The organism is Njordella calcicola, from assembly GCF_056494125.1.
The window spans coordinates 1639837-1660407 of the sequence record NZ_CM151396.1 but is presented as its reverse complement, the minus strand read 5'-3'; the positions used below and the strand labels follow the sequence as shown (position 1 = coordinate 1660407).

The window sequence follows — 20571 nt, the reverse complement described above, 5'->3', positions numbered from 1 at the left end:
TTATGCACGAATAGTCGAGAGGCATTCTTGCTTCCGCCTACCGATCATCCCGCGTCATCCAAGTCACCAAACGGCAATTCTGCTTGACGCCGATTCGCTAACCCTTCTTTGAAATGCTGACGGCAAACGGTTATGTATCGATCGTTGCCGCCAATCTGTATCTGATTGCCTTCCCGCATCGGTTGCCCGTTGGCGTCCACGCGAAGGACCATCGTTGCTTTGCGCCCACAATGACAGATCGTCTTAATCTCGACCAACGTATCGGCCCAAGCTAGCAGTTGCATGCTGCCTTCGAATAAATTCCCTTGAAAATCAGTCCGCAAGCCATACGCTAGGACTGGGATCGATAACACGTCGCAGACATCGCTCAACTGACGCACTTGCGCGTTGGTCAGAAACTGCGCTTCGTCCACCAGCACGCAATGAATCTCGTGCTGCTTCAACCACTCTCGGGTCGTATGCAACAAATCGGTTGTCTGATTAAACGTTTTTGCGTCCGCGGAAAGCCCAATCCGCGACGCTACTTTTCCAACTCCAAATCGATCGTCAAATTCCGGCGTATAGACGATCGTGTTCATCCCTCGCTCTTGATAATTGTAGCTGGATTGCAGCAAGATCGTCGACTTGCCAGCGTTCATCGTGGAGTAGTAAAAGTACAGCTTAGCCATGGAACATATCGAAAAGCGAACGTCGTCCGAAAACCGCTTAACTTACCGCATTGGTTAAAGGTTCGCCACGCTCAAACTGCGTGAGACTCGCGGCCGTCACGCGGGAGATCGCTTCGAGCGCTTCTTGCGTGAAAAACGCTTGGTGTGCAGTAATCAACACATTGGGAAAAGTCAACAAGCGAGAAAACACATCGTCCTGCACTACCCGTTGCGACAAGTCTTCAAAGAACAATTCGCTTTCTTCCTCATAAACATCTAACGCCAACGAACCAATCTTGCCGGACTTCAGCCCTTTGATGGCCGCTTGGGTATCGATCAGTCCACCACGACTGGTGTTGACGATCATGACACCGGCCTGCATCGAATCGATCGCTTCTTTGTTGATCATATGCCGAGTGTGAGCGTTCATTGGGCAGTGCAGCGTAATCACGTGCGAGTGACTCAGCAACTCTTGGATCGCTACGTATCGACCATAAGTTAGGCATTCCGAGTCTTGCTTGGGATCAAACATCAATACTTCGCAACCCAAGCCGTGCAAGATCCGCACAACGCATTTGCCTATCTCACCGGTACCGACCACGCCGACTGTTTTGCCATGCATATCGAACCCCAACAATCCATCAAGCAAAAAATTATTTTCGCGGACACGTTGGTTTGCTTTGTGCAATTTGCGATTCAAACACAACATCAGTCCGAGGGTGTGTTCCGCAACGGCATGAGGGGAATACGCGGGTACACGCACCACCGCAATCCCATACTGCTTGGCCGCTTCCAAATCAACTTGATTGAACCCCGCGCATCGCAGCGCAATCAACTTTACTTCCAAGCGATTCAGATCTTGCAAAACAGCTCGATCAATATGATCGTTCACGAACGCGCAGACACTGGAAAAACCTTCTGCAAGCTTAGAGGTCATGGCGGTCAAACGCGGCTCAAAAAAGGCCGCTTCATGGCCAGCAGCTTCCAAAGCCGGTTTGAGAAATTGGATGTCGTATGGTTTAGAACTAAAGACAGCGCAGCGCATACTAGTTTGAGCTTCCAACGTAAAAGGGAATTCGTTTAGGTTGCTGGATGAAGTTCCGGACGCAGGTAGATGAACGACTTACCCAGTCGTCCTCCGTAGTTTCCTGCTGAAATTCGAACCAATCCTGGCGTGGACTTCGCCGCATCGACGGCTGCCAGACAAGCGTTTGCTACCGCAGGCAAATCCTTGCCATTGACGATGATTTCCATCACCGATTCGACACCATCTGGCACTTTCGATTTATCGCCAAGTTGGCTCTTTAGAGTGGGACAGAATTCGGCATAGGTGCTTGCAATCATAAAGCTGTAGCGGCTGCCCGCCTTAGATCCACTCGCTGCGACTCCGCCCGGGAACGTCGTGATGACGTCAGCGGCGAGATCCGCCGCTTGAGCGGCTTTTTCTGCGGCCTCGAGCGCCGCATCTTGACTGCCCATGAACCATACGTTGCCTCCCATCAATCCATCGGCATAACCAAAGCGCCGCGTCAAAAAGAACTCACCACCTAAAATGGGAATTACCCAGCCCTTTAAACCATATCGCTCTGTACGGTACTGATAACCGTCACCAAAAAAAGAGATCTTTCGCCCCAGCTTAAAGTACTCCGGTGTATCCAAACCATTAAAGCAACTGGTCGTGGGACACGTGAGAATGTTCTGGCCAATACGAGCCATCATCACACGTTCCAAATGTGGGACTCGATCTTTGCGAAACCGCGGCACATGGAATTGCAAGTAGGCACCAGGACGCCCGTCTGGTGTTCTTTGCCCGGTAGAAACTCCATCGACGTAACCTTCGATGCCCGCTTCACAGTCGCACATGATAGTGCTGCTGGCGTGGCCCGTAGCAGCCATACACGCGGCATCTAACCACTTCCGGTTCTTGGCGGTCACTAACACGCGACCGTAGATGCTGCGAAATGCTTCGGCATAGGTGTCTTCGATCAGTTCTGTCGTCATAAGGGCCTTCTGCTTACTGATAGTGGACTTCTTGTCTGTAGGATCGACGATTTCGCGTAGGTCTTCATTTGCCACCGGCCGATAACTTAGGCTGCAGTGGGCCAGCCATGGGAGGGGTCTCAAAGAAGCGACCGTCGTCGATCATGCGGGGATCGCCGCTATCGCGAAGTTCGGATTCTAGATTTTCCAGCAACTGCAAGCGGACCTCGTTATATTTTGGATCGTCAGCCAGGTTGTTGACTTGAGCGGGGTCCAACGATACGTCATACAACTCTATCTCTGGGCGCTTCCCATATGCCAACTGATAATAGTGACGATTATCTGGCTCACCGCGATGCAATACCACCCACGCTTTGGTCGGGCTGGCATCTTCATCAGGTAACGTTGCAAAGGTGACTAGCTCTAGATTGGCGGGGGTTAGCTCTACGATTTCCTGGTCAAAGATCTTCACGTCTGGATCTTCATCCAAATGATAGGGGTCTCCCATCGGATAGCGTTCAGGTTGGAAGTTCTTGATCAACAGATACTGCTCGCTGCGGATGGACCGCTGAGGGTATGGCAAGTAGCCGGCGCGCGCAGTATCGACATGTCGCTCTCGACCAGCGAAAACATAATTGCGAGCGAACAATGCTTCGTCCTCGGGGCTTGCCAGCAGAGCCTTCAATGACACTCCATTCATCCGCTCTGGAACGGAGATGCCAGCGAATTGCAGGATCGTCGGAGCAATGTCGATCAAGCTCACTAGCTTATCCGTAGACCGTCCACCGCTGATGTTGGGACCGGAGATCATTAAGGGGACGGCTGTACCGAAATCATATAAATTGCATTTGCCTCGCAGAAATCCTGGTGGCCCGTGATCACCAGAAATAATGACGATGGTATTATTGAGCAAACCTTGCGAGGCTAGCTTTTCCTTCAACAACGCAAAGGCGGCGTCAAGTGCCGCAATCTCTCCCATATAATCCGCGACATCTTCACGGACCTCTGGCACATCGGGCATAAATACCGGTAGCTTGCCTTTCAGATCATCAGGGTTGATGTTCCATAACTTCTGACCACTGCCTTTGGTCCACTGACGATGTGTGTTCGTAGGTCCGAACCAATAGCAGAATGGTGTGTCCGCCGGCTTGGCTGACAAGAACGATTCAAAATTCGCGACGACTTGTCCTAGGACTTCCGCCTTCGCATCCTTGATCGACATTCCATTTTCAATACGCTTGGTGACTTGTTGGGAAAAGTTATTGATATGAGATCCAGCCTTCTCATAAGCGAACTGCTGTTTGCCATAAGGAGCGTCCACCGGAGTACCCGGGCTCCAAACTTTATGGCTTTTTCCGATATGGTATCCCGCATCATGCAACATCAGCGGCCAGCTATCGAGGTTCTCGTTCCAAACAGCGCCGCGCAAGATCGATGCACTTCCAGCTCGCCAAAAATATTGCCCAGATAACAGCGATGATCGGCAAGGCGTACACGAGGGAGCGTTGACAAACGCGTTCTGAAAGACCACCGCTTGCTTCGCGTGCTGGTCCATGTTTGGGGTCTGAACAACGTCATGCCAGCTTGATCTTGCTGCATCGTCACGATAGAAGCCCGCAAGCTTGCCCCAGTCATCCGCAAAAAAGAACAGAATGTTAGGTCGAGCCGTCGCGTCAACATGCTGAGCAGCGACTCGTTGAGTATTGAGCATTCCCAGCAGCAAGAAGGTGCCAAGCAACGAGCCCCAAGCGAGCGTAGACGATTTCCTCATATGCATCGACTCCGTATTGACCGTGTAATTTAATGCATGGATGCATTATGAATGGCATGGAAAGTCACGTCAGGATTTTCGCGAGTTAGGGTGCGAAGGTCCCAATCGGACTGCAGCAGGATGGCGTGGTTGCCGAACTGATCCAAGACGCGCTTGCCCGAATGCGGCAACTTGATTTTACCGTTACCTTCTGCTGGCGGGACGTACCAGCGTGCAAATTTGTAAGAGCGCCAACTGAGCGTCGTTGGAGCGTTGTATTCAGATTCCAAACGAAATCGCACCACATCGAATTGCAGTTCTCCCACGGCTGCCAAGATGGTCTCACGCCGGGTGGCGTTGGCATCATGGAAAACTTGAATTGCACCTTCCTCGACCAACTGTTCGACGCCGCGATCGAACTGCTTGCGTCGCGAAGTGTCTGCGCATTCGAGCACGGCAAAAAATTCCGGCGAGAACTGAGGCAATGGTTCGTATTGAACAATCTCTCCCTCGCACAGTGTATCGCCCAATCGAAACTCGCCAGGGCAGACCAGGCCAATAATGTCGCCGGGATAAGCCTCATCCATGGTGAATCGATCTTGTCCGAAAATACGTAGCGCTCTGGGTAATCGCAGTTTCTTGCCGCTGCGTGCAACAGTCACTTCCATATCACGTTCAAACTTCCCGGTACATACACGCAGAAAGGCCACCCGGTCGCGATGGCGTGGATCTAGATTCGCTTGAATCTTAAAGACGAAGCCTGAAAAGCGTGCTGATGAATTGCTTGTAGATGATTGATTTGTGGCTTGCAATTTAGCTGGGGCTGGGCAGAGCTTCAAAAAGCCATCCAAAAAATACTCGATACCAAAGTTCGTCAGCGCGCTTCCAAAGAAGACAGGCGTTTGAGCTCCACGCAGAAACATCTCACTATCTATTTTTGGACCAACCGATTGGATCAAGTCCACCTCTTCGCGTGTAGTGATCGCCGTTTTTTCATCCACATCATGCGACGCTAGATCGGACCAGCCAATCACCGAAGAATCGATCCTGCGGCTGCCGCTTTTGTCCTCGAACAAGTGAATGTCTTCGGATTTCAGATCGATAAAGCCTCGAAAATCGTTGCCGCTGCCAAGCGGCCAGTTCTGCGGAATTGGTTCCACGGAAAAACGGCGTTCAATTTCATCCAAGATTTCCAGTGGACTGCGTCCTGGCCGGTCGACTTTGTTGACAAACGTGATGACCGGCAATTTGCGCAGCGCGCATACCTGGAAAAGTTTTTCGGTCTGAGTTTCGATACCTTTTGCAAGGTCGATCACCATCACCGCGGCATCAGCCGCCATCAGGGTGCGGTAAGTGTCCTCGCTGAAGTCATGGTGACCCGGCGTATCCAGCAGGTTAATGTGGCAGTCCCCATACTGAAACGTCAAGGCGGTCGAGCTGATGGAGATCCCGCGTTGCTTCTCCAATTCCATCCAGTCGGAAGTAGCAGATCGCTGCGTTTTGCGACCTCGCACCGCACCTGCGACATCGATGGAACCACCGAAAAGCAACAGTTTTTCAGTCAACGTGGTTTTACCCGCATCTGGGTGCGAAATGATCGCAAACGTTCTTCGTCGCTGGCGTTGTTGGTCTACTTCCGAGGCGCAAGCGGCTTCATCATCGGTTGGAAGAGTTATGGAAGAAGCCTTGGAATCGTTCATGAAGGTAGTATTCGGAAGCTAAATTTTGGGACACGGACAAGAGACAATGTTATAGCAAGTTCACCGATTAAACAGAGTAATCCTGAGATAAATAAAGCCGACGACAAGTGCTGCGTACGACTTTGGCGATTGGCTAGTAGATGCTAGAATGCAAGACTCGCGATTTCGCGTTGCCGTGACGACGAACCGTATTTGCCGCATTTTTATCGCTTTCCCAGTTACCATGAGTTCCGATTCTTCGCAGCCTGCTGTCGATTCCAACCCGAACGAATCCACCGCGCACGCTTTGCCCGCTTCCTCCGCGGCCCAGGCCCCTTCGCACCACACTTCTGCGGCCTCCATCGCGGGCCAAGACGGTCCGCTGAACCTGGAAAAAATTCGTGCCATGCGACAGGCACTGGAAAGCGCTCAGTCGTCGCCCAAGCAGCGTCCAGATAACCGTCCAGCGAAAAAGCAAAACGCAGGACCTAAACCAAAAGCGACTACGGAATCGGACGAGACTTCGGATTCGGATTCATCGGACGCTTCGGAAGCTGCACCGCAAACTTCTGCCGACGCATCTCCAGCTTCATCGGAAAAAGGCAAGGACAAGCGAGGCAATCGTCGACCAGAGCGTGACAAGCCCGAAACGGATTCCAATCGCTTTGTCGCGCCACGCATCGCCGTGCCAACCGCTCGGACTCCATTGAGCGACGATCAAATGAGCGAACTGGAAGCGGCGATTCAAGATGCCGACCTCGATGCCCTGATGATCGGCGATAAGTCGCTGCAAGTAGGCCGTCGGTTGGAAGCTGGTCAACGCTATCCCGCCAAAGTCCTGAAGATCCACAGCGATAATGTATTTTTCTCTTTGGGTGGTCCCGATGAAGGCGTCGTTCCGCTGCTGCAGTTCATGGACATGCCGCAAGTCGGTCAACAGTTGGATTGTATTGTGCGTGGCTTCGATGAAGCCGAAGGGCTCTACATGCTCGCAATCCCCGGCGAGGCCGTTTCGGTAGACGATTGGTCCGATATCGAAAGCGGCTCGATTGTCGAAGCCAAGATCGAATCAGCCAATACCGGCGGTTTGGAATGCAAAGTCGGCACTATCCGCGGCTTTATTCCCATGAGCCAAATCAGCGAGTATCGAATCGAAGACGCTAGCTCCTATGTCGGTCAAACTTTGACTTGCGTCATTACCGAAGCGAACGAACGCCGTGGCAACTTGGTACTTTCCCATCGTGCAATTCTCGAACGCGAACGCCAAGCGAAGAAATCAGAACGTCTCGCGGCAATCTCCGTCGGTGATATGGTCGAAGGCACCGTGCGTTCTATCAAGGACTTCGGTGCGTTTGTCGACTTAGGCGGTTTGGACGGCATGATTCACATCAGCCAAATGTCTTGGGAAAAAGTCAAACACCCCAGTGAAGTGGTCAAAGAAGGGGATAAAGTCAAAGTCCGTATCGAGAAACTAGACGCCGAAACCGGTAAGATCGGTCTCTCGTTGCGATCGATGGACGATCACCCTTGGACTGGCATCGACGCCCGCTTTCCTCTTGGCGCGGTGGTGAAGGGGACGATTACTCGTATCGCTGCTTTTGGTGTGTTTGTTAAGGTCGCGCCGGCGATCGAAGGCCTTGTGCATATCTCTGAAATCTCTCACCGCCGCATCTCCACGGCCTCTTCGGTCGTTCAAGAGGGACAAGAGGTCGAAGTCAAAGTGCTGTCGATCGATAGTGAAGCACAACGCATGTCGCTTTCGATCAAACAAGCAATGGCTGCACCTGTCAACGAATCGGAACAACCCAAGGAAGAGGTGGCTGAGGAACCTGTCCGCAAACCAGCCGTGGCTAAACGTCACGAAACGCTCAAAGGTGGCGTTGGTACCGGCAGCGGCGGCGAACAATTTGGACTAAAGTGGTGACGCTATGCCTGTGCCTCGCTTGATCAGTTTCCTTCTGCTGTGTTGCTACGCGACGGCGGTCTTTGCCCAACCGCAGCCTGCCGCAGAAGAATCGCAGTTGAAGATCCAAGAAATGGTTTTGCAACTGATCAATGATCTAGGCGACGGCTCAATCGACAAACGCGACACGGCCCGACGAAGGTTAATTGCCATCGGACCGGCCGCTTTGCCAATCGTCCAAACTGTTTTCGAAGACCAACGTTTACAAGGCGACGCCCAACAACAATTGGCTTTGGTCTTTGAAGCTCTGCAAAGCGAAGCGATCAAAGAGTTTCTACGCGAGCGCACAGTTTCGCTCAGCGGTTCGTACTCGTTGACCACGGCGATTCAAAAAATTGCGGCCAGTACCGGCAACAACATCAGTCTTGACAGCGAGAGCTTCTCGGCCGAAATGCCGGAACCTAAGGTCATGGTGGATTATCGAAATGAGTCCTTTTGGAAAGTCATTGACGACCTCTGCGACAAACACCAGCTATCGGTCTTCCCGTATGGTGAACCGGATACACTGGCGCTTCGACCAGGACGAGCGTTCGGCCTCAATCGGTCGGAACGAGGCCAATACAGTGGCCCATTTCGCATGGAAGCGGTCAGCACAAATGCGACACGATCTTTCGAGAACCCAACCTTAGACGCATTGCGAGTGACGGTTCAGTTAAGCTGGGAACCACGACTGCGTCCTTTGTTGTTCAAGCTGGACAAGGAAAGCATCCTGGGTGAATGCGATACCGGTGCGTTGATTGAATCCGTCGAGAACTATCAATCTGAGATCTCGCCTACGCAATCTTCTCAAACCGAATTTGAGCTAGCCTTGGCCCTGCCGCCGCGTACCGCGAAAACTTTAACTCGATTGACCGGTAAATTCATCGCGTCGATCCCCAGCTCCCCTGTCGCAATCAAGTTCAAGAATCTCGATCAACGCGTAACCAACCAGCGACAAATCGGGAACATTATCGCCAGCATCGAAGACGCCCGAGTCAACGGCGAAGTCGTTCAAGTCGACTTGCTGCTACAGCTTGGCGAAAGCGAAATACGCTTGGATTCCTTTCGAAACTGGCTGATTTTGAACGAAGCATACGCGATCAATGGCCAAGGCGAGATTGTCAAAAACTTCGGTTGGCAGACTTACTTGATGAACGAATCAGAAGTCGGCATCACGGTCAATTTCGAAAACACAGGCTCTTTAGCCGATTACCAATTCGTGTTTTCTGCTCCGGCTGCTTTGGTGGAACACCCCATCGAGTTTTACGTAGAAGACATACCGCTTCCATGATCGAATCGATACGTCAGGTTCTCGTTGTTGGAGCGGGTTGGACCGGTCGCCAAATTGCGGCGCAAACTGCAGCTCATGGAATCCAAACCTGGATCACCGATGCCGACCCAGCCACGCAAGTTCGAGCGATCGAAATGACGCTGGAGTATGCTCAGGAACAAATTCGCGACGGCGTGTGGCAAGCAGAACACATCGATGCACTGAAGCGATCGCTGACTTCTGCGCCAGCCCACCAGTTACCAACGAACATTGATCTGGTGATTGAAAGCGTTTCCGAACAAAGCTCAGTCAAACGCAAGGTCTTGAAGACATACTCGGAGCGGTTTACCAACCCAACCATTATCGTTTCGAACAGTTCTTACTTCTTGCCCAGCCAACTGAGCCGCTATGTCGTGTCGCCGAAGCGATTTGCTCATCTGCATTTCCATGTGCCCGTGGCTTATGCCACGCTGGTAGATATTGTCCCCGGGCCAGTTTGCGAACCGGCGGTTGTCTCCCTGCTCGTGGAGTTCGCGGGCCGTATTGGCCAGACGCCCCTAGTACAACATGTCGAGAATTCGGGATATGTCTTCAATTGGATGCTGCAGTCGCTGCTCAAGAGTTCCTTGGAATTGATCGATCGCAAAGTGGCAACGCCTGAGCAAATTGATCTAGCGTGGAAGACTGTCACCAAAATGCCACTTGGCCCCATCGGCATCATCGACCGCATCGGCGTGGATGTTGTCCTGCAAGTCCTTCGCAACGCGCGTTGGGCACAGGACGACGCTTCCATTGACCGTATGATTCAGATCTTAGAACCATTGGTCGCTCAAGGTAAACTAGGTTGGAAGTCCGGCGCGGGCTTCTTCGATTACAGCCAAGATAAGTGATCTTCAACAACTTTCTTTTCTCACTAACGTCATGTCAGAACCCATTATCAGCGTCTCCGGTCTGCGCGGCATCATCGGTACCGAACTAACGCCCGCGACCGTCGTTCGCTACATCTCCGCGTTTTGCAGCCAACTGCCACCCGGTCCGGTTGTCATTTCGCGAGACGGTCGTGAAAGCGGCCTGATGCTCAAACATGCTGCAATCGCTACGCTGATCGGACACGGAAAAACCGTCTTGGACGCCGATGTTGCCGCGACGCCAACGGTAGGCGTATTGGTCCGATTGCTGAAGGCCACCGCAGGCATTCAAATCACTGCCTCGCATAATCCACGACCTTACAACGGTATCAAGCTGTTTAATGAAGCAGGACGCGTTATACCCCAAGCACCCGGAATGGCGGTCCGCGATGCGTACCTTGCCAACCAATCCGCCTGGAAGTCCGTTACCGCGATTGGAACGTGTGAGCAAATCGACCAACCGCATGCGGGCCACCTTGCTCGATTATGCGAGATTGTCGATGTTGAATCGATCCGCAAGCGTCGCTTCAAAGTGCTGCTCGACAGCAATCATGGCAGTGGAGCAGGGCTGGGACGCTTACTGCTGGAAAAGCTCGGTTGCGAAGTCACCATCTGCGGCGAAGCACCGACGGGCCAGTTCGCTCATCCCCCGGAACCACTAGCCGGTAACTTACAAGCCATTGCCGATCAAGTTCGTGAGCAGAGCTATGATATCGGCTTTTGCCAAGACCCTGACGCCGATCGGCTGGCCATTATCGATTCCCAAGGCCGCTACATCGGTGAAGAATATACGTCTGTGCTCTGTATGCTGAATGCACTAGAGATTCGTAAGCATCTGATGACGGCCGATCCCCAGTTGAGTTTCCCCGGCGCGATCGTAACCAATTGTGCCAGTTCATCGATGTCCCAACGGCTCGCAGAAAGGTTCGGCGTTCCGTTTTACCGAACAAAAGTCGGCGAAGCGAACGTCGTCGATGGCATGCTGCAACATAAGGCGCTGTATGGTGGCGAAGGCAGCGGAGGGCCGATCGATCCTCGCATCGGCTGGGTGCGAGATAGCTTTGTAGGTATGGCCTGCGTCTTGGAGTTATTGGCGCGTCGCGATCTTACCCTTGAGCAAGTCGTGGCAGAGCTTCCTGCGCTAGTGATGCTCAAAGACAAAATTGACCTGGGCTCGCTTTCACCCTCAGCGGCTGCCGATGCGATTCAAAGCAAGATGTCCGCCCCCGAGTGCTCGAACCTGGACGGCCTGCGTTTAGATTGGCCCGACGCTTGGCTGCTGGTCCGCGGCAGCAACACAGAACCGATCATTCGTTTCATTTGCGAAGCGGAATCCGAAGCGCGAGCCGAGCAGCTAGTGAGCCAAGCTAAAACAATCGTGCAATCGCTGTCGTAGAAGCCTAGTAAATTACTCCAACCTTGGCGTCATCATGAAGTCTGCTCAACGACAAAAGTTCTCCAACGGTGACGTGCCAGATTTTTTCCCACTGCAGCGTATGACCATCGCTGACCAGATGGTGACGATTCCTGATTCCGCAGAAGCGACGCATTTGATGTTTCGTCGTTTTGCGGGTTGTCCGATCTGCAACGTGGCACTGCGAGCTTATCTGCAGCGCGTGGACCAATTGCGAGCGGCCGGTATTCAGTCGGTCGTAGTGTTTCATTCGTCGGTGGACGAGACCAAACGCTTTCAAGACCAGTTGCCGATCGCGGTGATCGCTGACCCCAACCGCGAGTTGTATAAACTGTTTGGAGTGGGAACGTCGCTGCGATCTGTTGCGGATCCAAGGACTTGGTGGACTGCGGTTCGAGAAATCTTTCGTACAGGATTGCGGTTGCCCAAGGAGCAGCAGAATCCGTTTGTTTTGCCAGCAGATTTCCTCATCGACTCATCAGGCCGCATGGTTGCCTGCCATTACGCTCAGCATGCAGCCGACGTTTGGCCAGTGGATTACATCCTGAGCCAATGGAAAAGTAGGATGGAGTTGCCAAAGTAGTAGGCACACTCCGTGTGCCGTAACCAAGCCGAAGGGCCACTCCGTGTGCCGTAACCGTTGTAACGATTTTTTGCGGACGGCAGTCGGAGACTGCCTGCTACCCAGGGCGGATTGCCAAATCTGCCCCGCCTGCCCATAATCTGCCGGTTTCCACGACCGTTAGACTCACTTGACGAAAGAGCTTGGTGGAAACACCCGGCTATATTGGCGCTATGGAAGACAAGCTCGCCTATTCTGGCATCACTTTTGACGATGTTTTGCTTGAACCTCGTTACAGCGAAATCGTGCCCTCAGAGACCGATGTTAGCTCGCAGTTAACTCGCAACATTCGGCTGCATATCCCGCTGATCTCCTCCCCGATGGATACCGTGACCGAAAGCGAAATGGCGATCGCTTTGGCGAAAGTAGGGGGCTTGGGGGTAATCCACAAGAACATGTCGATTGAAGCTCAAGGGGAGGAAGTCACGAAGGTCAAACGCAGCGCCAACGGCATTATCTCTGACCCCGTGACCCTGCAACCGGGGGATAAAGTCAGCCGAGCTCAGGCGATCATGAAGGAGCAAAATGTTTCGGGCGTACCGATTGTGGATGCTAGCAATAAATTAGTTGGAATTTTGACGCGGCGCGATTTACGTTTCTTAGAATCCTCAGATCTTGAGATTTCCCAGGTAATGACCAAGGAAAATTTGGTAACGGCCACGGGGAATGTAACGCTTGCGGAAGCTGAGCAGATTTTAACGAAAAAAAAGGTAGAGAAACTTTTACTGGTTGACGAAGAATACAAACTAACAGGACTCATCACGATCAAGGACATCGACATGATGAATCGCTACCCGCGTGCTTGCAAAGACGCGAAGGGGCGATTGCGTGTTGGTGCCGCGATCGGCGTGTTCGACCTAGAGCGTGCGGAGCACCTCATTTCACGCGGCGTGGATGTTTTGATCGTGGATAGCGCTCATGGACATTCCAGCAATGTGATTGAAACAGTGCGAAAGCTGAAAGAGCAATTCAGAATTGACGTCATCGCTGGCAACGTAGCAACCCAAGAGGGCGCTGCGGACCTAGCCGACGCCGGAGCTGATGCGATCAAGGTTGGTATTGGCCCTGGCTCGATTTGTACGACGCGAGTGATCTCCGGTGTGGGTGTTCCCCAAATCACCGCGATCTACAACGCGACCAAAACAGCCAACGCGGCCGGGATTCCAACTATCGCCGATGGCGGTATCCGCTACAGCGGCGATATCGCCAAAGCGATTGCTGCGGGGGCGAACTGCGTCATGATCGGAGGACTGTTTGCCGGGCTGGCCGAAAGCCCTGGACGTACGATCCTGTACCAAGGTCGGACGTTCAAAGCGTACCGAGGAATGGGTTCCTTGGGAGCAATGGTCAAAGGCAGCAGCGAACGCTACCGACAAGGCAGCCAGGATCAGCTTTCCAAGCTGGTTCCTGAAGGTGTCGAAGGTCGAGTGCCGTTCAAAGGCCCGCTTGCAGACTATGTATACCAGTTGGTTGGTGGACTGCGAGCTGGGATGGGTTATTGCGGAACTAAAACAATTGAGGAACTACGCAAGGATGCTCGCTTCATCAAAATCTCGCCTGCCACGGTTCGCGAAAACCATCCGCACGACATTGCAATCACGCAAGAGTCGCCGAATTACAGCCCTGAATTCGGTTCCAACGATCAGCACAACTAAGCTAATTGATCATTCTACGCATTCAAAGGCAAGCCGCATGACGCTGCAGGGGGGCGCAGCGTCTGCGGCTTGCTTTTTGATTTTAACCGCTGGCAGCTCGCTCGCCCGGGCTCAAACCACCTCTTGGTCTCCTGAGCCGTTTCAAGCTAGCCAAAACATCCAGCAGCTCAGCAACCCGCGTACGGGCAGTTCGACTCCATCTAACTCGCTACGAGCCAGCTCTAGCACGCCGGCCAACAGTGGCGAGACAACGGTTGTTCGATGGCGCAGCGTTTCGGAATCGTCAAATCGCGCAAACATTTCCAATGCGGCCGCGTTCGATACAACGCAAGCTCCGCGACCTTCGCAAGCAACCAGCCCATCCCCCTCAACGACCTCAGCCGCTGCAACGCAAACGAACATACGGTCGTCCCAAGAAATTCATCAACTGCGACAACAGCGCACTCAGGCCAGTCAAGCCGCGCATGTGCAGCCTGGCAATGCGACGTCAACCACTCCGGTCCAAGACGTCGTCTGGGTTTCACGCAACAGTTCGTCGGCCAGCAACGTACGCCCTGCGCAGTTTGAACTGCCCTCGCAGGGCTTGCAGGATCCGCCATCGGCGGCCGATGAGTTACAACTGCCTGACCCCACTCCCGCAGCTCCCAGCCGTGAAGGCCAACGCTCGCTGCTCGCTCCACAAGATGGCGACTTCAATCCACCGACTCCATTCTTGCCCAATGGGCGCAGCGACCGTCCCGATGCAGAGAATAGCCCGTCAGACGCGCCGGCTCAACCTCGCGCAGCCAGTCCATTCAAACCGCCGCAACAAGGGCAGGGCAGACTGGAAGATTGCGACGCGATCCGCAGTGAGCTCGTCAACGCAAAGATTCAAAAGATCAATTTAGATGTGTCCCCAGGCTTCGGCGTTGGCCCCAAGAGTTCGGAATCGCCAACACAGCGCCGAGACAACTTCGCGGAAAAGGCTCCGATGCGAGCTTGGAAGGATTACCGCGGTCGGTTTATTGTCGAAGGCCGCTTGATTGACTTGCGTTACGATGCGATCGAAATCGAAACTGCCGATGGACAACGTGAAGCGATCTTCTTGCGAGACTTAAGCGATGAGGATCACGTCTATGTAGCAGAAGCGTGGTGGCTGCCGGTAAGCTGCGGCGTGTCTGGCGATGAAGCACCCCAACGCGAGTATGTGGCATCGACCGTGACTTGGCGAGCCTCTGGCCTTTGCCATAAGCCTCTGTACTACGAAGACACACAGCTTGAGCGTTATGGACATGAGTTTGGTCCAGTCGCGCAGCCGTTGATCTCCACTGCACATTTCTTTGGAAACACTTTGTTCTTGCCATACAAGATGGCAATCAATCCGATGAGCGAATGTCAGTATGCTTTGGGCTACTATCGCCCAGGCAACTGTGCACCTTGGACGGTCGCTCCAGTGCCGCTGAGCCTTCGCGGAGCGGCCGCTCAAGCTGGGGTCATCACCGGTGCAGTCATGATCCTGCCATAGAAAAGGTGTCAGGAGTCATTGTTTGGGTTTTGGATTGTCCAACGAATTTGAGGAGACCTCAATTAAGAGCTCCTCTGTTCGCGGGTCCATGCGAATCTATCTCGGTGAGACGCATGGAAATCTGGGCTAAAATGGCCGCCTAGAAGGCCATTCATTAGCGGTGGTCAACGACAAGTGCTGGGCATGGGCTGCCGACCCATTTGCTTACTGCTGGCAACCTGTAGCTACTTTTTGTAAATCTCGTCGCTTTTCTTGTGTGATTTGATGCGGTTCGGCAACTACCTTGTGTAGACAACTGCGGTTGGAAAGCACACAGGAGCAGGGCACGTTGGACCTTCAACAGAGTATCGATAAGTTCGGCAGCCCGCTGACAGGGCTGTTAATCTCTTGGGGTGTTCCCGCGTTCGAAGCCGTCGAACTTGCGCAAGACACTCTTGCCGATGCATTTCTTAGCCGCTCAAACTGCCGTGGAGATACATGCGACACTTCGGTGTACGGACGCTGGCTGCGCGGCATAGCCAAGAACAAGTTTCGCAACTGGGCACGCAGTCAGCACAGACGCAGTCAACGCGTGCTGCTCGCACCGACTGAATCTCTTGACGCATTCAACGCCAAAACATACGACGCGGACCCACGCCTGCTGCGATTGCAAGCGGAGATTGAAAGGTTGCCATCGAAGTATCGACAAGTTGTGTTGATGCATTATTTAGATGAAACATCCGTTTCTGATGTCGCAGCATTGTTGTCTATATCATCAAAAGCAGTCGAGGGGCGGCTGTACCAGGCGCGAAGGCTTTTAAGACAGCGATTAAATGACGTGAACTCGGAAATCGAGATAAGCAAGGCACTATTGTTATGAAACCAGCACTCCTGATAGATGAGTTGGAAATACGCAACGCTCTCGAGCGTTTTCGGCCTAACAAAGAGTCTTTTCGTTCAGCGATTCTGCGTCGCGTTGAAGCGGCAAAGACAGTGAAAAGTCATGCAAACTCAAAGGGCGATGTCGCTCCCAACAGTAGAAACGATTGGCTTCGCGTCGCTGCTTCCTTTGCGCCTCTTTATCTCTTGTCCGAAAGCACTGCAAACAAAGTCGCTCCAATCGCATTTTCTGGGATGACAATTGGGAAGAAGCTAGTCGTGGTGATGGCGTTTCCCATGCTCTGCTTTCTCATGAGCGGGCTGACCTTCTTGGCGATGGTTAGAATACGCTTCTCCCAAGAAGGCCAAGCTACCAACACTTTTGATCAGCAGCAAGCAAATCTCGTAATCAAAACATGGTGGTTACGCTATGGATGGATAGCAGTGGGTGTTTTCACGGTAACGATCGTATCGCCTTTTTTGGGCTGGTCATCTCCGATGATACTAGCCCTTCTATGTTCAGGGGCTGCCGCAGTCACCTTGATTCGCATGCTCGCCAATGCGAACTTAGTCGACCGAGGAATGATTGGCGGAATGTGTGCCGCGACACTGGGGCTGCTTGCGCAAGTGAGCCAATCCAGGAACAGTACTCAATTGCTCGATCCCAATCTAGTTACTGGAGTGTTAGTCGCGGGTGCCTGTATTCTGTCGGCAATCGCATTGCACTCGAGACAGCCTCAAACTGGTCAACGGCAACGCTCTCAGCTGGCCGCCAATAACAAGCTGACGCCGTTGGGACTCATTCTAGTCGCGATCTTGATTGTTGCTGGATGCAGCTATTCGTATTGGGGCAAAGACAGTGTCTCACGTATTCGTAATTTTGCAGAAAACTTTGATAGCAGCCGTGGAGCTTCATGGTCAGATTGGGCGGATGCAGTGAAATGGATGAATGACAGCGGTAACAGTTACCATTCGTCCACAGTGAATGATGTACTAGAAGAAGACCTCAAAAATAACTTTTATGCCGCGATGGCTGCTGCCAGACTGGGACTCGTCCCGCCAACGAAGACCTGGACGAAGCAAAATGAAGCCTTGACGCGACGACAACTGCTGGAGCCAGCGTTAGGGGGTCGACCAATTTCGAGTATCAGTGGTCTGTACGCGAAGATAGCAGCTTATGCAGACACTTCGTTAGGCATTGATGAGCGAAGAATTCTTATTGGACGACTGCGAGCTAGCTGGCGTCAGCTAGACACAGAGCGAGGAGATTATCAACGACTGCGTAATTCGCTTTTGCTTACCGAACTGCTAAATCGATTTGACTCCACTATTGATTTCCAAGAACGTCGCCAGGACGTTCATGCTTGGCTGATTGCACATCAGGTAACGAACGCCGGGCCATTTCGAAACGCTGGCGGCTTCTCACTTTCGGGAAAGTGGAAAGACAGCGATCTACGAGCTACTCTAGCAGCGGTAGAGCTAATTGAGCATTATGGAGTGCCTGCAGAATTGCAACTTGGGATGCTCCGTGCCTACTTAAGGCCGAATGCTCTCTTTGATCTATCCGAGTACCACGACATTCCCAAAACTATTGCCCGAGAACGCCTCAACAGACTTTCAGATGCACCAACCATGACTGCGCTGGACTACGTTCAAAGCGATCTAGTCTTGTGGTTATCCCTGTCGCTAGTGCTACTTTGCATCTATGCTACCGCCAGCTCACCCAATCTCTCTGGTACATGATGTGCTGAAGCAACAGGTTCGTTGCAGGCTTTCGCACGTCGCTCACGTTCTGTCGGCGTTGAACCTGCTACCTTCCGAATGGACCTTTGACTGCACGAGAGTTTTGGTTATGGCGACGCTATCTATTCAATTGAAGCAACTTGCGTTTGGTGCGCTCGTAATAATCCCACAAGTTGCCCGAGCCCAACAAGAGTCACCGAACAGCAACCAATCAAAGAGCAATCAATCGAGCATTGAGCAATCTAATCAGACGGCGAGCAAAGGTGGATTACCGAGTGAGTTCAAAGCCGTCGATACCAGTAGCTTAATGCAATCCCCGAATCCACTTCCGCTGGAACCTGTTATCGCTTTTCCCAATTTGCAGTTTAAGCGACCTGTCGAAATAACGTACGCGCCAGACAAATCGGAAAGGCTGTTTGTCGTTGAACAACAAGGCTTGATATGCGTGTTTGAAAATCGAGAGGATGTCAAAGAAAAATCTGTCTTTCTGGATATCCAAGAAGTGGTCTCTCGCGATGGCAACGAAGAAGGTTTGTTGGGTTTGGCTTTTCATCCAGACTTTAGCTCAAACGGTGAGTTCTTTGTTTACTACTCCACAAGGCCACGGGCTACAGTGCTGTCCCGCTTTCGGACTTCGTCGAGCGACCCCAATCGCGCTGATCGAGACACGGAAGAAGTTATTTTGAAAATCGATCAACCTTATCCCAATCACAACGGAGGAAGCATTCGCTTCGGACCGGATGGTTATCTTTACGTTGGATTAGGTGACGGCGGTCTGGCCGACGATCCTCATCTGCACGGGCAAAACTTGCAGACGTTGTTGGGGTCGGTTTTAAGGATTGATGTTGATCGTCGAACCGGCAACTTGTTGTATGGAATACCGGAAGACAATCCATTCGTGAATCGTGTTGATGCGAGACCAGAAATCTGGGCCTACGGTTTCCGAAACATCTGGCGTTTAGCCTTCGATTCCACGACCGGTCAACTTTGGGCGGCTGACGTAGGCCAAGATCGCGTCGAAGAAATCAATCTCGTCGAACGGGGCGGCAACTATGGTTGGAACATTCGAGAAGGCTTCCAACCTTTTGAACCTACCGGTATGCATAAACCGCTGGAGTTGATTGATCCGGTGGTTGAGTACTCGCGACAAGATGGCCAGTCCGTTACCGGAGGACTGGTCTATCATGGAAACGAGCTAACTGAATTTAAGGGAGCTTACTTCTATGGCGATTACCTCAGCGGCAATGTCTGGACCCTCCGACTGGACGACAAGCGAGCGAAGCAGAATCGCTTGGTTGCTGAATCCAAACTGCAGATCGCCGCTTTCGGCGAAGACCATCTTGGCGAAATGTATCTCTGTGCTTTTGATGGAAATATCTATCGACTCAAACCGAAAGACGCGGATCTGCAGGCCGTCGCGGCTAAGTTCCCGCGACTTCTTTCCGAAACGGGGCTCTTCGCATCGGTAGCTGAAAACACACCTGCAGATGGTTTAATTCCCTATGAGTTGAATGTACCGTTTTGGTCCGACTATGCCGTCAAAGATCGTTACATCGCTTTGCCAGAAAAAGGGGAGGTTGTCTTTGACGAGCGAGCGAAGTGGCAGTTTCCCATTGGCACGGTTTTCGTAAAAACGTTTTGGATGCATCTAAATCGTGCTTCGATGACCGATGCAAAACGATTGGAGACTCGACTGTTGGTGCATTCGCCCAGCGGGTGGGAGGGATACACGTATGAGTATAACGATCAACAGACGGATGCTCATTTACTGGACGGAGCCAAGCTTCAGCCGATCGACATTCGAACTGACAGCGGGATGATGACTCAACCTTACTACTTCCCATCACGATCGGACTGTTTTGGATGTCACACACAAGCGGAAGGGTTTGTTCTGGGAATGACCACGCGGCAGATGAATCATCAACTGCAGTACCATGGCGATACAGAAAACCAAATTGAGCTGCTTGCTCGATTAGATGTGTTTCGGGAAAAGCCCAAGGTGGCACCGCCGGATCTAGAAAAATTTCCGGACTGGCATTTCGGAAATTTCGATCGGTCCCAATCCAATTTAGCAACGCAGGATGATCCTTTCAGCGTGATCAAACTTCCGGAAGGTGACGCCAATGAGGTGGCAAGAGCGTGGCTGGAGGTCAATTGTGCGGTTTGTCATCGCCCCGACGGGATCGCCCCTCATAATCGCGATATGCGTTTTCATTCCCAAGACGATGCGATGCGTTTGGTGAACGAGCTACCTTCTCAGGGACAGTTAGGGCCGCCGGAAAGCTTGCTCATCAAGCCAGGAAAACCGCTGGAATCAGAACTTTACTTCCGCATCAACCAGAGGGGGCCTCGGCAGATGCCTCCGTTAGGCACCCACCTGGTCGATCCGATAGGCAGCAAGGTGGTCCGGCAATGGATTCAAGAAATGCGGTCTGAGTAACTGGAGTACGCAGGTCTAGTAAATAACACACATAGTCAGGCTCGCTTGCGACCGTAGAATTGCTAGAAAAACGATTTTACACCGAGCTCAGTTGCAAACGAATTGCAAAAACGGGGAAGGATGGTACACTTTTGAGATTGGTCGACGCGGTTTGGCAGA

General features: G+C 52.4%; 15 protein-coding genes. 10 read left to right on the top strand and 5 right to left on the bottom strand.

The features are described 5' to 3' along the window. Window positions 1–44 precede the first annotated feature (44 nt). The 5 genes from SH302x_RS06305 to SH302x_RS06285 form a co-directional block, all read right to left on the bottom strand. Window positions 45–668, bottom strand: coding sequence for a thymidine kinase (locus tag SH302x_RS06305; protein ID WP_479367882.1), 624 nt, complete (start codon window positions 666–668; stop codon window positions 45–47). A 37-nt stretch (window positions 669–705) separates the two neighbouring features. Beyond that, entirely contained in the window at window positions 706–1710 is a 1005-nt protein-coding gene (locus SH302x_RS06300; RefSeq protein WP_479367881.1) for a 2-hydroxyacid dehydrogenase, read from the bottom strand. Window positions 1711–1727: 17 nt separating this feature from the next. Beyond that, window positions 1728–2648 (bottom strand): formylmethanofuran--tetrahydromethanopterin N-formyltransferase, encoded by a 921-nt coding sequence (gene fhcD / locus SH302x_RS06295; RefSeq protein WP_479367880.1) that lies wholly within the window; start codon window positions 2646–2648, stop codon window positions 1728–1730. Between the two features lie 64 nt (window positions 2649–2712). Further along, a complete protein-coding gene (locus SH302x_RS06290) occupies window positions 2713–4398 on the bottom strand; it encodes a sulfatase family protein (protein WP_479367879.1) in 1686 nt (561 codons plus the stop codon). 29 nt (window positions 4399–4427) lie between these two features. Next, the gene (locus tag SH302x_RS06285) at window positions 4428–6077 is read right to left on the bottom strand and encodes a peptide chain release factor 3 (RefSeq protein ID WP_479367878.1); all 1650 of its coding nucleotides are present in this window, start codon (window positions 6075–6077) and stop codon (window positions 4428–4430) included. Window positions 6078–6300: 223 nt separating this feature from the next. Here SH302x_RS06285 and SH302x_RS06280 point away from each other — a divergent pair, with 223 nt between their 5' ends. From SH302x_RS06280 to SH302x_RS06235, 10 genes are all read left to right on the top strand, one after another. Continuing rightward, window positions 6301–7980, top strand: a complete 1680-nt coding sequence (locus SH302x_RS06280) for a 30S ribosomal protein S1 (protein ID WP_479367877.1) — start codon at window positions 6301–6303, stop codon at window positions 7978–7980. A 4-nt stretch (window positions 7981–7984) separates the two neighbouring features. Next, a complete protein-coding gene (locus tag SH302x_RS06275; RefSeq protein WP_479367876.1) occupies window positions 7985–9289 on the top strand; it encodes a hypothetical protein in 1305 nt (434 codons plus the stop codon). Then, on the top strand, window positions 9286–10158 hold the full coding sequence (locus tag SH302x_RS06270) for a 3-hydroxyacyl-CoA dehydrogenase NAD-binding domain-containing protein (RefSeq protein ID WP_479367875.1): 873 nt from the start codon (window positions 9286–9288) through the stop codon (window positions 10156–10158). The genes SH302x_RS06275 and SH302x_RS06270 overlap by 4 nt, the downstream gene beginning before the upstream one ends. 31 nt (window positions 10159–10189) lie before the next feature. Then, a complete protein-coding gene (locus tag SH302x_RS06265) occupies window positions 10190–11572 on the top strand; it encodes a phosphohexomutase domain-containing protein (protein ID WP_479367874.1) in 1383 nt (460 codons plus the stop codon). A 34-nt stretch (window positions 11573–11606) separates the two neighbouring features. Next, a complete protein-coding gene (locus tag SH302x_RS06260; RefSeq protein ID WP_479367873.1) occupies window positions 11607–12173 on the top strand; it encodes a peroxiredoxin-like family protein in 567 nt (188 codons plus the stop codon). Window positions 12174–12385: 212 nt separating this feature from the next. Continuing rightward, window positions 12386–13867: an IMP dehydrogenase gene (guaB, locus tag SH302x_RS06255; protein WP_479367872.1), complete on the top strand. Its 1482-nt coding sequence runs from the start codon at window positions 12386–12388 to the stop codon at window positions 13865–13867. 37 nt (window positions 13868–13904) lie between these two features. Next, window positions 13905–15371 carry an SHD1 domain-containing protein gene (locus SH302x_RS06250; protein ID WP_479367871.1) on the top strand — a complete coding sequence of 489 codons (1467 nt, stop codon included), beginning with the start codon at window positions 13905–13907 and terminating at the stop codon, window positions 15369–15371. Window positions 15372–15699: 328 nt separating this feature from the next. Next, window positions 15700–16230, top strand: coding sequence for an RNA polymerase sigma factor (locus SH302x_RS06245; protein WP_479367870.1), 531 nt, complete (start codon window positions 15700–15702; stop codon window positions 16228–16230). Continuing rightward, window positions 16227–17972 carry a hypothetical protein gene (locus SH302x_RS06240; RefSeq protein WP_479367869.1) on the top strand — a complete coding sequence of 582 codons (1746 nt, stop codon included), beginning with the start codon at window positions 16227–16229 and terminating at the stop codon, window positions 17970–17972. Before SH302x_RS06245 ends, SH302x_RS06240 begins: the two co-directional genes overlap by 4 nt. Window positions 17973–18081: 109 nt before the next feature. Next, on the top strand, window positions 18082–20412 hold the full coding sequence (locus SH302x_RS06235) for a PQQ-dependent sugar dehydrogenase (RefSeq protein WP_479367868.1): 2331 nt from the start codon (window positions 18082–18084) through the stop codon (window positions 20410–20412). The last annotated feature ends 159 nt before the right edge of the window (window positions 20413–20571 follow it).

Coding starts and splice junctions, on each gene's coding strand:
- SH302x_RS06305 (WP_479367882.1), bottom strand. CDS start 668: ATGGCTAAGCTGTACTTTTACTACTCCACGATGAACGCTGGCAAGTCG.
- fhcD (WP_479367880.1), bottom strand. CDS start 2,648: ATGACGACAGAACTGATCGAAGACACCTATGCCGAAGCATTTCGCAGC.
- SH302x_RS06290 (WP_479367879.1), bottom strand. CDS start 4,398: ATGAGGAAATCGTCTACGCTCGCTTGGGGCTCGTTGCTTGGCACCTTC.
- SH302x_RS06285 (WP_479367878.1), bottom strand. CDS start 6,077: ATGAACGATTCCAAGGCTTCTTCCATAACTCTTCCAACCGATGATGAA.
- SH302x_RS06280 (WP_479367877.1), top strand. CDS start 6,301: ATGAGTTCCGATTCTTCGCAGCCTGCTGTCGATTCCAACCCGAACGAA.
- SH302x_RS06275 (WP_479367876.1), top strand. CDS start 7,985: ATGCCTGTGCCTCGCTTGATCAGTTTCCTTCTGCTGTGTTGCTACGCG.
- SH302x_RS06270 (WP_479367875.1), top strand. CDS start 9,286: ATGATCGAATCGATACGTCAGGTTCTCGTTGTTGGAGCGGGTTGGACC.
- SH302x_RS06265 (WP_479367874.1), top strand. CDS start 10,190: ATGTCAGAACCCATTATCAGCGTCTCCGGTCTGCGCGGCATCATCGGT.
- SH302x_RS06260 (WP_479367873.1), top strand. CDS start 11,607: ATGAAGTCTGCTCAACGACAAAAGTTCTCCAACGGTGACGTGCCAGAT.
- guaB (WP_479367872.1), top strand. CDS start 12,386: ATGGAAGACAAGCTCGCCTATTCTGGCATCACTTTTGACGATGTTTTG.
- SH302x_RS06250 (WP_479367871.1), top strand. CDS start 13,905: ATGACGCTGCAGGGGGGCGCAGCGTCTGCGGCTTGCTTTTTGATTTTA.
- SH302x_RS06240 (WP_479367869.1), top strand. CDS start 16,227: ATGAAACCAGCACTCCTGATAGATGAGTTGGAAATACGCAACGCTCTC.
- SH302x_RS06235 (WP_479367868.1), top strand. CDS start 18,082: ATGGCGACGCTATCTATTCAATTGAAGCAACTTGCGTTTGGTGCGCTC.